Source organism: Thiopseudomonas sp. SA1F2-1K (assembly GCF_057443035.1).
Genome location: NZ_CM172014.1, coordinates 2,105,559 through 2,119,440, shown reverse-complemented (window position 1 = coordinate 2,119,440; position 13,882 = coordinate 2,105,559). Strand labels below are relative to the sequence as shown.

10 protein-coding genes are annotated in these 13,882 nt (G+C 48.0%); 6 read left to right on the top strand and 4 right to left on the bottom strand.

All coding sequences use genetic code 11. From position 1 onward, the window contains the following. The first annotated feature begins 21 nt into the window (after positions 1-21). Entirely contained in the window at positions 22-1,740 is a 1,719-nt protein-coding gene (gene betA, locus AC2T15_RS10315; RefSeq protein WP_486778230.1) for a choline dehydrogenase, read from the top strand. 60 nt (positions 1,741-1,800) lie between these two features. Here the strand turns inward: betA and AC2T15_RS10310 are convergent, their stop codons facing one another. Together AC2T15_RS10310 and AC2T15_RS10305 are read right to left on the bottom strand one after the other, a co-directional pair. Further along, positions 1,801-2,481 carry a DUF4124 domain-containing protein gene (locus tag AC2T15_RS10310; RefSeq protein ID WP_486778229.1) on the bottom strand — a complete coding sequence of 227 codons (681 nt, stop codon included), beginning with the start codon at positions 2,479-2,481 and terminating at the stop codon, positions 1,801-1,803. A gap of 17 nt (positions 2,482-2,498) precedes the next feature. After that, a complete protein-coding gene (locus AC2T15_RS10305; protein WP_486778228.1) occupies positions 2,499-3,005 on the bottom strand; it encodes a DUF4124 domain-containing protein in 507 nt (168 codons plus the stop codon). Between the two features lie 284 nt (positions 3,006-3,289). Between AC2T15_RS10305 and glnA the strand changes: the two genes are divergently transcribed. The 3 genes from glnA to typA all read left to right on the top strand — a co-directional run bounded on the left by glnA (position 3,290) and on the right by typA (position 8,249). Then, positions 3,290-4,696 (top strand): type I glutamate--ammonia ligase, encoded by a 1,407-nt coding sequence (gene glnA, locus AC2T15_RS10300; protein WP_486778227.1) that lies wholly within the window; start codon positions 3,290-3,292, stop codon positions 4,694-4,696. A 132-nt stretch (positions 4,697-4,828) separates the two neighbouring features. Next, the gene (gene thiI / locus AC2T15_RS10295; RefSeq protein ID WP_053102908.1) at positions 4,829-6,295 is read left to right on the top strand and encodes a tRNA uracil 4-sulfurtransferase ThiI; all 1,467 of its coding nucleotides are present in this window, start codon (positions 4,829-4,831) and stop codon (positions 6,293-6,295) included. Positions 6,296-6,431: 136 nt separating this feature from the next. Then, complete coding sequence (gene typA, locus AC2T15_RS10290; protein ID WP_053100520.1) at positions 6,432-8,249, top strand: translational GTPase TypA; 1,818 nt, start codon at positions 6,432-6,434, stop codon at positions 8,247-8,249. Positions 8,250-8,322: 73 nt separating this feature from the next. On the opposite strand, the gene AC2T15_RS10285 is transcribed toward typA, so the two are convergent. Next, positions 8,323-9,054 (bottom strand): DUF3298 and DUF4163 domain-containing protein, encoded by a 732-nt coding sequence (locus AC2T15_RS10285; protein ID WP_053102907.1) that lies wholly within the window; start codon positions 9,052-9,054, stop codon positions 8,323-8,325. Between the two features lie 123 nt (positions 9,055-9,177). On the opposite strand from AC2T15_RS10285, the gene AC2T15_RS10280 reads away from it, so the two are divergent. After that, a complete protein-coding gene (locus AC2T15_RS10280) occupies positions 9,178-9,798 on the top strand; it encodes an NUDIX domain-containing protein (RefSeq protein WP_053100518.1) in 621 nt (206 codons plus the stop codon). Between the two features lie 64 nt (positions 9,799-9,862). On the opposite strand, the gene AC2T15_RS10275 is transcribed toward AC2T15_RS10280, so the two are convergent. After that, positions 9,863-11,425, bottom strand: a complete 1,563-nt coding sequence (locus AC2T15_RS10275; RefSeq protein WP_486778226.1) for a bifunctional aminoglycoside phosphotransferase/ATP-binding protein — start codon at positions 11,423-11,425, stop codon at positions 9,863-9,865. Between the two features lie 114 nt (positions 11,426-11,539). Between AC2T15_RS10275 and mrcB the strand changes: the two genes are divergently transcribed. Further along, a complete protein-coding gene (gene mrcB, locus AC2T15_RS10270) occupies positions 11,540-13,870 on the top strand; it encodes a penicillin-binding protein 1B (protein ID WP_486778225.1) in 2,331 nt (776 codons plus the stop codon). The last annotated feature ends 12 nt before the right edge of the window (positions 13,871-13,882 follow it).

The following is a 13,882-nucleotide window of genomic DNA, read 5'->3' as shown; positions in this document are numbered from 1 at the left end:
ACGTCGCGACCAAATTAAAGAATGAAGGAGAACCTAGTGTCTGAATTTGACTATATTATTGTCGGGGCTGGCTCAGCCGGTAACGTATTAGCTACGCGCTTAACCGAAGATCCTGAGGTCAGTGTGTTGTTATTAGAGGCTGGCGGTCCCGACTATCGTTTTGATTTTCGTACACAAATGCCCGCAGCCTTAGCTTATCCCTTACAGGGGCGGCTTTATAACTGGGCTTATCAAACCGATCCTGAGCCTTATATGAATAATCGCCGTATGGAGTGTGGGCGTGGTAAGGGGCTCGGCGGCTCGTCACTGATTAATGGCATGTGCTATATCCGCGGTAATGCCATGGATTTCGATGGCTGGGCGGAATTGCCAGGCTTAGAAGACTGGAGTTACGCCGACTGTTTGCCGTATTTCCGTAAGGCTGAAACCCGTGATATTGGTGCTAATGATTATCATGGTGATTCAGGTCCAGTCAGTGTGACTACCCCTAAAGCAGGCAACAATGAGCTGTTTCACGCCATGATTGAAGCGGGTGTACAGGCTGGCTATCCGCGCACCGATGACCTTAATGGTTATCAGCAAGAAGGCTTTGGGCCAATGGATCGTACGGTGACGCCTAAAGGGCGTCGAGCCAGTACCGCGCGTGGTTATTTAGATACTGCCAAACAGCGCGCTAATCTGACGATTATTACCCACGCAGTGACTGATAAAGTGCTGTTTTCTGGCAAAAAAGCCATTGGCGTGCAGTACCTAAAAGGTAAAAATACCGTGCCAGAGCAAGTAACAGCGCGTAAAGAAGTGCTAATTTGTTCGGGCGCGATTGCCTCGCCGCAAATTTTACAGCGCTCGGGAGTGGCCGATCCAGAACTGTTAAAGCAGTTTAATATCCCGCTGGTGCATGCGTTACCTGGCGTTGGGCAAAACTTGCAAGATCACCTAGAAATGTATCTGCAGTATGAGTGCAAAAAGCCTGTGTCTTTATACCCTGCCCTGAAATGGTATAACCAGCCGCAAATCGGTGCTGAGTGGTTGTTTAATGGCACTGGGATTGGTGCGAGTAATCAGTTTGAAGCCGGTGGTTTTATTCGCTCTAGCGCAGAGTTTGCTTGGCCGAATATTCAGTATCATTTCTTGCCCGTTGCGATTAACTACAATGGCAGTAATGCCGTAAACGAGCATGGCTTTCAGGCCCACGTTGGCTCAATGCGCTCACCAAGTCGGGGACGGATTAAGATTACCTCAACCGATCCTCATGCCCATCCGAGCCTGCTGTTTAATTACATGTCAAGCGAGCAAGACTGGCAAGAGTTTCGCGATGCGATTCGAATTACCCGGGAAATTATTGCCCAGCCGGCGCTGGATGAGTATCGCGGCCGCGAGATCAGTCCCGGTAAGCAGGTGCAAACCGATGCAGAGCTAGATGCCTTTGTCCGTGAGCGGGCCGAAACGGCTTATCATCCCTGTGGTACCTGTAAAATGGGAACTGATGAAATAGCTGTAGTTGATGGTGAAGGTCGTGTCCATGGCGTAGAGAATCTACGGGTAGTGGATGCTTCCCTGATGCCGTTAATTATTACCGGTAACCTCAATGCCACGACCATCATGATGGCAGAGAAAATTGCCGACAAAATTCGTGGAAGAGAGCCATTGGCGCCCAGTACCGCAAGCTACTACAAAGCACAAGGAGCAGCAGTACGGGGTACCCCCATGCGTGAAGTAACTACGGCGCCTGAACACTAAGTCGAGCTGGCGTACGTTACTTGGCCTTGTGGGTAGTAACCGACAAGGCCATTTTTTTGCTTAAAATAATTTCCCGATGCCGGGGATTTTCTTATAAAACGGCTTGGCTTCGGGTTTATGTTTTTCGCTCAAGGGACATTCTAAGCGCACACCATAATCCTCAAGCGTGCAGGGTTGCATACGCTTTCGGTCTTGCAAAGTGGTTTGTCGCAAGTGAAAACGACTGGTGGCTGAGGTTTGCAAAGTCTTACCCTGAGCATTAACCACAGCAACTTTTAAGTTGTGGCTGCCACGGTCAACTTCGGTGAGATAAAATGCAGGACTGGTTTGTGGTTGCCCAACGCTTTGTCCATCTAAATACAGTTGATAACTGTGACTGTCAGCCAGTGATGGTTGGCTGTTGACCGTCACGGCTAAGCGGCGATCATTGGCGCGTAAGGTTTCATCGGCACTGGGTGATAAAATTCCTAGCTCAGTGTAGCGGATTAAATCGTCTGGGTGCTGTTGCGCTTGATGCATGCCAGGTGGCGATAATTTACGTACAGGTAGTGGCATTACCGTGCTGTTAGTGGGCGAAAGAGTGATCCGCTCGGCAGTGGTATCTGGTGCTGGGGTATTGGTAAACACTGTGTGCCCCTCGGCATCAGTGTAGCGATAAACTTCGGCGTAACTCACAGCCGTGCTCGTTAGCCCGCTGAGGGCAAGGCTGCTGAGTAGTGCAGTGCGTAACAAATTAAACATAATTAATATCTCACCCGTTACTGATGGGCGCGCAGCACATAAATAGTAGTAACTGGGCTTGAGGCAATGACCTGCTCACCTTGCACCACCTGTAAGATCAACGAGTGCGCACCGCGATCTAGATTATGTAAATGAAAGGACGTTGACTGACTTGGACTGCCGAATGGTTGGCCATCAATCAGTAATTGCAGCTTATGGCTATAAAGCAGCCCCGGTGTGAGGCTCGCTTGCAGGGTAAGACTGCCATCATTAGCGCGAAAAGCATTGCCCTCTGGCAAATTAGTAAAGCCTAACTGATAGGTCGCCTGAGTCGATTGGGGCGGCGTTGCGAGAGCAGAATTGTCTAACGATTGCATGGGTGGCGCTATTTGATTGGGCGCGCTCAGTTCTACACTTTGTGCTTTCCGCGCAGGGTTGGGCTGATCAGTAAAGACCGTATTGCCTTGCTCATCGGTATAGCGATAAATTTCAGCGGCCTGTGTCAGTCCCGATAACAGTAGGATGCCCGCCATAAGTAAACGCATAGGTTGCTCCTTTTCTTTGCTCGAATGATAGCGTCTTGGACTCGAATGAACCCAGTTAAGTGCAGCTCAGTTTAGCAATTTCTGTCAGGGCGGTAAGTGTTCTACGCGGAAAAGGGTACTTTTGTAACGCAATAACTGCATTTAATCTGTGGTTTGCTCACTTAGGTACTAGCAACCAACGCCGATACGCGCGAAAATAGCCCCCTTGTTTTAGTCGCAGGGTTAAACTATCCGCCATAATGTGGGTTTAATCTTGTAACTGTCTTGCACCCCTCCTGGAGAAAATGATGTCAAAGTCCCTCGAACTCATAAAGGAACACAATGCGAAGTGGATCGATTTACGGTTTACCGACATTCGTGGCCAACAGCATCACGTAACGATGCCCGCTCGTGATGCCGACGAGGATTTCTTTGAAGAGGGAAAAATGTTTGATGGCTCTTCCTTAGCCGGTTGGAAAGGCATTGAAGCTTCAGACATGATTTTGTTACCCGATGATAGTTCTGCGGTCATGGATCCCTTTACCCAAGAGCCGACTCTGATTTTAGTCTGTGACGTGATTGAGCCGTCCACTATGCAAGGCTATGACCGTGACCCTCGAGCGATTGCCCGCCGCGCCGAAGAATACTTAAAGTCGACTGGAATTGGCGATCAAGTGTTTGTTGGGCCAGAGCCTGAGTTTTTTATTTTTGATCAAGTGAAGTTTAAGTCAGACACTTCAGGCTCTATGTTTAAAATTTATTCCAAGCAGGCTTGTTGGAACAGTGATGCCGACATTGAAGGCGGTAACCGTGGTCACCGGGTGGGACTAAAAGGCGGCTATATGCCAACGCCACCGAATGATCATGACCACGAAATTCGTGCGGCCATGTGTAATGCCCTAGAAGAAATGGGCCAGCTGGTAGAAGTCCATCACCACGAGGTGGCCACTGCGGGGCAGAACGAAATTGGGGTGAAATTTAACACCCTAGTTGCTAAGGCCGACGAAGTGCAGGCGCTTAAATACGTAGTGAAAAACGTTGCCGATGCCTATGGTCGTACCGCCACTTTTATGCCTAAACCCTTATACGGTGATAATGGCTCTGGGATGCACGTGCATATGTCGATTGCTTTAGAGGGTAAAAACACCTTCTCTGGTGAAGGCTATGCCGGTTTATCAGATAACGCGTTGTATTTTGTGGGCGGCATCATTAAGCATGGTAAGGCGTTAAATGCTTTAACTAACCCATCCACTAACTCCTATAAGCGCTTAGTGCCAGGGTTTGAAGCACCTGTGATGCTGGCTTATTCAGCCCGTAACCGTTCAGCATCCATTCGTATTCCGTACGTTACTAGTCCTAAGGCACGGCGTATTGAAGCTCGCTTCCCGGACCCTGCAGCCAACCCGTACTTAGCCTTTGCAGCACTATTGATGGCCGGTTTAGATGGTATTCAAAACCGTATTCACCCAGGCGATGCAGCAGATAAAAACCTGTATGACTTACCGCCAGAAGAGTCAAAACAGATTCCTCAAGTATGCGGTAGCTTAAAAGAAGCGTTGGAAGCACTGGATGCGGATCGTGACTTCTTATTACGTGGTGGCGTATTTAGTAATGAATTTATTGACGCCTTTATTGAAGTGAAAAAAGCTGAAGAGTTACGGGTTCGCACCTTTGTTCACCCACTGGAGTATGAGCTGTATTACAGCTGCTAAGGTTTTCACTTCCGATGAGCAGAGAGGCTTAGGCCTCTCTGATTTGAGCTTTAGGTAAAGCAGCAGAACAGCTGTTATACTTCGCACCCCATTTTTAGCTAGTCTCTAGCGCTTCAGAACACATCGACCTCCATGAAACTGATTGTTAAGCCCTTTGCGGAAATCACCATTAAAAGTCGCCCCGTGCGTCGTCAATTTATTCGCCAGCTGAGTAAAAATATCCGTACGATCTTAAAAGATCTGGCGCCAGATATTAGCTTAAAGGGCGAATGGGATAACGTGGAGGTGACCACTGCAGTTGAAGATTTTGATGCGGTCCAAGAAATGTTTGAGCGCCTGCGCAATATGCCAGGTATTCAGCATTTTTATCGTGTTGAAGACTATCCGCTAGGTGATTTAGACAGCATTGTGGCGCACTGCTACGACTATTACGCCAATATTCTGCCAGGCAAATACTTTGCTGTGCGTTGTAAGCGTGTGGGTAAACATGAGTTTACCTCGATGGATGTTGAAAAATATGTGGGTAGCCAATTACGTCAACAATGTCAGGCCGCTGGTATTATCTTAGGTAAACCTGAAGTTGAGGTGCGCATTGAAGTGCGCTTTGACCGCTTACTGGTGGAGCACCCACGTCAGCAAGGAATTGGCGGCTATCCATTAGGTGCCCTAGAGCAAAACTTAGTCCTGATGTCTGGCGGATTTGACTCAACCGTGGCGGCTTATCGGATGATGCGTCGAGGTATGCTGAGTCACTTTTGCTTCTTTAACTTAGGTGGCCGTGCCCATGAGTTAGGGGTGATGGAAGTCAGTCATTATTTATGGCAAAAATTTGGCCGCTCACACCGTGTGTTGTTTGTCAGTGTGCCCTTTGAAGAGGTTGTGGCAGAGATTCTAGATAAAGTCGATGACAGCCAGATGGGCGTCATTCTAAAGCGTATGATGCTGCGTGCGGCCAGTCAGGTGGCCGACTCGTTAGACTTAGAAGTATTGGTCACCGGCGAGGCGGTCTCACAGGTCTCAAGCCAAACCTTAAAAAACTTGGCTGTGATTGATCGCGCCACTGATAAGTTAGTGCTACGTCCACTGATTGCTAGCCATAAACAAGATATTATTAATACCGCCCGTGAGATTGGTACCGAAGATTTTGCAAAAAACATGCCGGAATACTGCGGGGTGATTTCGGTTAACCCAACCACCCGCGCTAAGTTGCCGCGGGTAGAAAAACAAGAGTCGTTTTTTGATATGGCGATTCTTGAGCGTGCGGTAGAACGCGCGACTCGAATTACTATCGATCAAGTGCTAGAGCAGCTAGGTGAAGATGTTCAGGTAGAAGAAGTGGCTCAGGCTTTAGCCGGACAGGTAGTAGTCGATATTCGCCATCCCGATGAGGTAGAAGATAAGCCTTTAACGGTGAGTGGTATCGAAGTGATTGAGTTGCCATTTTATGCAGTGAATAATCGCTTCAAAGAATTAGATTCCAATCGTCAATACTTACTGTATTGCGAAAAGGGTGTGATGAGCCGGCTACATACTCATCACTTATTGCATGAAGGTTATGACAACGTGCGGGTTTATCGTCCGCTCCCTGGTCAGCAGTAAGCTCCATGTATTTCTTAGTATGGCTGTGTGCTGGATGTAGCCTGATACTGATGTATCAGTTACGACCGCCTGACTGCTGCCTGAGTGTTTAACGAGTGTTAACCAATTTTTTGCTTTTCTATTAGAGATAAAACTTGTGATTGATAAATTACGCAACATTGCCATTATTGCCCACGTTGACCATGGTAAAACGACCTTGGTTGATGCCCTATTACGTGCCTCCGGCACCTTGGATCGTAAAGAACTAGACTCTGACCGAGTCATGGACTCTAACGATCAAGAAAAAGAGCGCGGCATTACCATTTTGGCGAAAAACACTGCGATTAACTGGAATGATTACCGGATTAATATCGTCGATACCCCAGGCCACGCTGACTTCGGTGGTGAAGTTGAGCGGGTAATGAGCATGGTTGACTGTGTGCTACTGGTGGTTGACTCCATTGATGGCCCAATGCCACAAACCCGTTTTGTGACGCAAAAAGCCTTCCAAGCTGGCTTGAACCCAATCGTAGTTGTTAACAAAATCGACCGTCCGGGCGCGCGTCCAGACTGGGTAGTTGATCAAATTTTTGACCTGTTTGATAACCTGGGTGCGACCGACGAGCAGTTGGATTTCCCCATTGTGTACGCCAGTGCGTTAAATGGTATTGCAGGACTTGATCCAGAAGAAATGGCCGATAACTTAGATCCGTTATTTGAAGCCATTGTTAAGTATGTAGAGCCGCCTAAGGTTGACGTTGATGGCCCATTCCAGATGCAAATTTCTGCCTTGGACTACAGCAACTTCTTAGGTGTTATCGGTGTAGGCCGTATTAACCGCGGTAGCATTCACGCTAACAGCCCAGTGACCTCGATTGATGCCAATGGTAAGCGTCGTAATGGTCGTATTTTAAAAATCATGGGACACCATGGTTTGCAGCGAGTTGAAGTGGAAGAGGCACACGCCGGTGACATCGTTTGCATCAGCGGTTTTGAGCCACTGTTTATTTCTGACACCCTATGCGATCAGCAGCACGTTGAAGCACTGCCAGCACTGACCGTAGACGAGCCAACAGTGAGCATGACCTTCCAAGTGAATGATTCACCATTTGCCGGTAAAGAAGGTAAGTTTGTTACTAGCCGCAACATTAAAGAGCGTCTAGAAAAAGAGTTGCTGCACAACGTAGCGTTACGTGTAGAACAAGGTTCAGATCCTGATAAATTTAAAGTGTCAGGCCGTGGTGAGCTGCACTTATCAGTCTTAATTGAAACCATGCGCCGTGAAGGCTTTGAGTTGGCTATTTCTCGCCCTGAAGTGGTGATCAAAGAAGTAGATGGCGAAAAGCAAGAGCCTTACGAAAACGTTATCATTGATATCGAAGAGCAGCACCAGGGCACCATTATGGAGCAAATGGGACTGCGTAAAGGTGATCTGAAAGACATGGTGCCAGACGGTAAAGGCCGTGTACGTTTAGATTACGTTATTCCTGCACGTGGTTTAATTGGTTTCCGTAACCAGTTTATGACCCTCACTTCAGGTACCGGTATTTTAACCAGTACCTTCAGCCACTACGGCGCGATTCGTTCCTCTGAAGTGACTGCCCGTCAAAACGGTGTGCTGGTGTCTATGGCAACCGGTAAAGCGCTGAGCTACTCGCTGGAAACCTTGCAGAGCCGCGGTAAGCTATTCTTATCGCCAGGCGATGAAATCTATGAAGGCCAGTTGGCCGGTATCCATAGCCGCGATAGCGATCTAGTGATTAACCCAACTAAGGGTAAAAAACTGGATAACATGCGTGCCTCTGGTAAAGATGAAACCATCGCGTTAGTACCACCAATTCGCTTTACCCTTGAGCAAGCGCTAGAGTTCATTGATGACGATGAGCTGGTGGAAGTTACGCCGGTGTCGATTCGTTTACGTAAGAAACACTTAACGGAAAACGATCGTAAGCGTCACGAGCGTTCAAAAGCTTAAGTTAAGCTGCGTCATTAACAAAGGAGCCTAATGGCTCCTTTGTTGTTTGAGGCTGTTGTTTGAGCTGAGAAAATTAGCGTAGATATTCGGGTTTAAAAATCTTGAGTAACGCTGTTTTTGGAATATCCAGTACCGGATGTCCACTGGAGTAAGGCGCAAGTGCATAGACTGGGTAAATCAGCTGTACCTTATATTTGGTCAGCGCAATATTATCGGTTTTCTGAAACGGCCACTGCTGTAGAAAATTAGGATCCTCTTGCTGCAGATTTTTTGAATCTAGCCAGCGTAAATGCGCTCGCTCAGCTAACTCCCAAAAAGCAGCTTCTTGTCCTGGGCGTAGCATATCTTGCAGGGTAATCACTTGTTGTTTATTCCAGTCATAAATTAAGGTGGCTCGACCCGGCATACCATGGGCGCCACCGGTATAGATATAGCTAGAAAACTCGATACTAGCGATCGAATTATGCTGATCTAACACTCTCGCTTGTAACCAAGCCTGCCAGCCCGGCTCAGCCGTAGCTAAAAAGCGCTGACTGTATTGCTCGAGGGTACGATTGGCTAAGTTGGCTCCTTCATCATTGGCCATTTTTAGCAGATTGCGGGTAATTAATTGATTCAAGTGTGGTTGCTTGGGGAAAACCAAGGTATCCATATTGACCAAGCTGCATTGCTCTCCACGGCATTGATGATTAGTCTGCTCCCATTGAATTCGCTCAGGTTTGACTACTTTACCGCTAGCGGAATTAAAGGTTTGGCAAGCACTGAGCAATAAACTGATAAACACTAAAAAACCAGCACGTAGCATGGCAGTTAAACTCCTTCGATAAAACCAATACAGATGAGGCTAGAAAAGTAAGGGCCATTGCAGGCATCATGGCATTTTACGTCAAGTCACCGGTAAGTGAACCTCAGGGAGCTAAATAGCACAATGAAAGATGAGCCAACAGCCGTTAGCCAAGATGTAACGGTCAATCAGCGAGAAGTATGTTTCAAAGGGTTTTATCAGCTCGATCGCCTCAAGCTTCAGCACCGCCAGTTTTCTGGAGAAATGGGCCCTGAAATCACCCGTGAGTTATTTGTTCGTCCGGATGCGGTCTGTGTACTGCCCTATGATCCGCAGCGTGATACGGTGATTTTGGTCGAGCAGTTTCGTATCGGTGCGTTAGATAAAAGCCGTCATCCCTGGTTGCTCGAGGTGGTGGCGGGAATTATTGATACCGATGAAACAGCGCAACAGGTTGCTCGACGTGAAGCGGTAGAAGAAGCGGGACTCACTCTGCATGAATTATGGCCAGTTACCAGTTATTACCCATCGCCCGGTGGCTCTGATGAGCGGGTACAGTTGTTTGTTGGACGCTGTGATAGCGAAGGGGCAGGTGGCGTCTTTGGCTTAGCGGAAGAAGGTGAGGATATTCGCGTCCATGTGTGGGCGTTAGATGCAGCGTTAGCTGCGGTCAATGATGGGCGGATTGATAACGCGGCCAGTATTATTACTTTACAGTGGTTGGCACTGAATCGAGAAAAAGTGCGGAGTTTATGGCTGAGTTAAGGTTTGATTGATAAGTTTACTTCGCGCAACAGCAAGCTGGCGCGAAGTAAACTAAATAGTAGGCTTAAAATCCTGGAAACTGCGCGCGAATATGCTTAATTAAGTTATCCAAAGAGGCTGGCTCATTGGTTTCAACGGGATAACGTGAGTTGAGCTCTTCAGCGGTGAGTGGCTCACGGTTTTGCTGCTGTTGTTGAATAACTTCTGCAGTGGCATCGGAAGGATCCAAGCCTTCGTTTTGCCGTTGCTCTAGCCACTTGGCAATGACGGTATCCGGTGCTTGGCAGTCCAGAATAATAAAGGGCACGCCTAACTCTTCGGCAATCAGTGCCGCCGCTTGACGCTGCTCATGTTTTAAATAGGTTGCATCAATGACCGCCGGATAGCCAGCTTGTAACGCTTGGGTGGCTAATTCGTGTAAGCGTGCATAGGTTTCAGCACTGGCATTAGGATTATAGATACCGCCACCCATCACCTCTTGTTGATCAGAAGGTTGCTCACCAAATAATCGTTTACGTTCAATGTCTGAGCGAAAGCGTAGGGCACCTAAGGCTTCCACTAAGCGCATGGCGACATGGCTTTTGCCAACGGCAGAAATACCATGAGTAATGGCCAGTAAGCGTGAGGGAATTGCGCTGTAGCTTTCTGCGAGCGCTGCGTAGTTACGATACAGCTGAATAATCGCTGCCCGTTGTACCGCGTCTTGCTCTTGAGCTAAGCGAAATAAATTAACCTTACCGCGTACCATGGCGCGATAGGCTTTGTAGAAGTTAATCAAAGGCATCGCTTGGTGATCAGCGGTATGCTCAATCCAAGCGTTAATAAAACGTCGGGATAAGGCTTTTAAACCACGGTCTTCAAGGTCCATGGCTAAAAAGGCTGCATCTGAGGCAACGTCAATTAAGCGAAATGGCTCGTTAAATTCAATGCAGTCAAACAGCGCAACCTTGCCTTCAAATAGGGTAACGTTACCTAAATGGATGTCGCCGTGGCACTCACGGATTGAACCATTGTGACGGCGCTGCTCTAACAGGGGAAGTAAACGCTCGAAGGAGGTTTCGGCCCAAGCTTCTAAGGCATCTAATTGCTGTAAGTCTTTTTTGTCGCTTAGCAGCGGGCGGATCTGCTCAAAGTTTTGGCGGATCGGTGCCATAATCGCATGGGGATCCCCCAGTGCGTGTGAAGCTGGTACTTGAGGCGCACTGAGGTGAAAGTCAGCGATTTGTTTAGCTAAGGCATCCATATGGGCTTCGGTGAGTTCGCCACGTTTTTGCATATCACCCAATAACTGGGTTTGTGGGAACTGGCGCATTTTTAGCATGTACTCAATCGCTGGTCCTTCGCCATTAATGACCGGGGCTTCAAGGCTACCGGTAATTGGCAAGACTTCTAGATAGAGGTCTTCTGTAAGGCGTTGGTTAAGGCGCAGCTCCTCTTCACAGAAGTGTTTACGGGCGGCAACCTGAGTAAAATCTAAGAACCCGAAATCGACCGCCTTTTTGACTTTATATGCATAGGAGCCGGTCAAAATCACCCAGGAGATATGGGTTTCAATTACTTGAAATTCATCTACCGGGTGCGGATATAGATCGGGATTCTGCAATGCATTGATAAGAGCTTGAGTCACGGAAAATCCTTGGAGTCACTGAAAATTAATAGCATTATGGCTGCAATTGAGCGCCTTGCAAACTGATTGCTGTGCTATTTTACCTCGGCCTAAAGCGAGTAGTTGAGAGAAGTTATGACGCAAAGAAAAACCACCTCCCGTGGTAAACACCGAAAACTGCAGCCACAGAAATCTTTTTTGCGCAAGATTTGGGGAGTGAGTTGGAAGCTAGCCTTAGCCGCTGGCGTCATTTTAATTGGCTATATGGTGTACCTGGATGCGATAGTTCAGAGTAAATTTTCTGGTAAGCGTTGGACTGTTCCAGCCAAGGTGTACGCGCGTCCCTTAGAACTCTATGCCGGCCTACCGTTAAAGCAAGAAGATTTTTTAATCGAGCTAGCGGCGCTTGGTTATCGTAAAGGCCAAGCGGTTAAGCGTCCTGGTGATATGCAGGTTAATGGCAATAGTGTTGAGCTCTATAGCCGTGGCTTTAAGTTTTATGATGGCACAGAACCGGCACAACAGGTTCGGGTGCGCTTTAGTCAGCAACAAGTGGCCGAGATTCAGGCGGCAGGACAAGCATTACCGATTTTGCGCCTAGAGCCGTTGACCATTGGTGGTATTTATCCTGCCCATCAGGAAGATCGAATTTTGATACGACTAGAAGATGCCCCAGCCTATTTAGTCGAATCTTTGTTAGCAGTAGAAGATCGTAACTTCTTTAGTCATCACGGCGTTTCACCGCGGGGTATTGCTCGTGCGGTATGGGTCAATGTGCAGGGTAAAAAAATGCGCCAAGGCGGGAGTACCTTGACTCAGCAGTTGGTGAAAAACTTCTTTTTAACCAATGAAAGAACCTTGTCGCGTAAAGCCAACGAAGCCTTAATGTCGATTTTACTTGAGCTGCATTACGGCAAAGAAGAAATTTTAGAAGCTTATTTGAACGAAGTATTTCTTGGGCAAGATGGTTCGCGAGCGATCCATGGATTTGGATTGGCTAGTCAGTATTATTTTGGCCAGCCCTTTGCAGAGCTAGAGGTACAGCAGGTGGCTTTATTGGTGGGCATGGTGCAGGGCCCATCGGGGCTGAATCCGAGGCGTAATCCAGAGGCAGCTACGACTCGACGTAACCTAGTATTAGATTTGCTGGCGCAGCAAGGTACCTTAACCGCAGAAGAAGCAGCCACGGCTAAGGCCAAAGGCTTAGGCGTAACTCAGCGCGGAAGCTTAGCGGATACGACCTATCCAGGCTTTATGGATTTAGTGAAACGCCAGCTGCGGGAAGATTACCGAGATGAGGACTTAACTAACGAAGGCCTGCGGGTCTTTACCAGCTTTGACCCGATTTTGCAGCGTAAAGCCGAGCAAGCAATCAGTGATACGTATAAACGTTTAGCCGGGCGCTCCGGGCTGGATAAGTTAGAAGCCGCAATGCTGGTAACTAACCCTGAAACCGGTGAGGTGCAAGCATTGTTGGGTGGTAAAGCGCCGCGCTATTCCGGTTATAACCGCGCGCTAGATGCTTCGCGGCCGATTGGCTCACTGGTTAAGCCAGCAATTTATTTAACCGCATTGCAACGACCAGAGCAGTTTACCCTCACGACTTTACTGCAAGACACCAACTTGGTGGTGCAAGGTAAAGATGGCTCACGTTGGAGTCCCAAAAACTATGACCGCCGTGAACATGGTGAGGTGTTTTTATATCAGGCGTTGGCTAAATCTTACAACCTTTCCACTGCTCGATTAGGCATGGCAGTGGGCATTGGCGAGGTGCTGGATACAGTACGTAAACTGGGCGCTGCTCATCAGTGGCCAGCATATCCTTCGATGATGTTGGGGGCAGGAGACTTGACTCCTTTTCAAGTCACCAGTATGTACCAAACCTTAGCCAATGGTGGGTTTAATACGCCTCTGCGAGCGATTCGTGATGTATTAACGGCGGATAATCAGCCTCTGAATCGGTATCAATTTACCACTGAGCAGCGTTTTGATCCGGGTGCAGTGTTTTTAACTCAGCAGGCAATGCAAAAAGCCATGCGCGAAGGCACAGGGCGTAGTGCCTATCAACAAGTCAGTAATGCCATTAATTTGGCAGGAAAAACAGGCACCAGTAATGATTTACGAGATAGCTGGTTTGCTGGTTTTAGTCAGAATCTGTTAGCGGTAGTGTGGATGGGCCAAGACGATAATGGTAAAACGGCTTTCACCGGAGCAAGTGGTGCCTTACAACTGTGGAGTAGTTTTATGGCTAAAGCAAACCTGGTGTCGTTAAACCCTGTGGCACCCAGTAATATTACCTATGCTTGGGTAAATGCTAAAACCGGTGAGGGCACCGAGCAGGGTTGCCCAAATGCGGTGAAAATGCCTTATATTTTAGGTAGCGATCCAGCGCCAACACCGTGCTGGAACACAGAAAATATTGATAATCCAGCAACTAATAGTTGGCTGCACGACATCTTTAATTGACGGGAACATAAC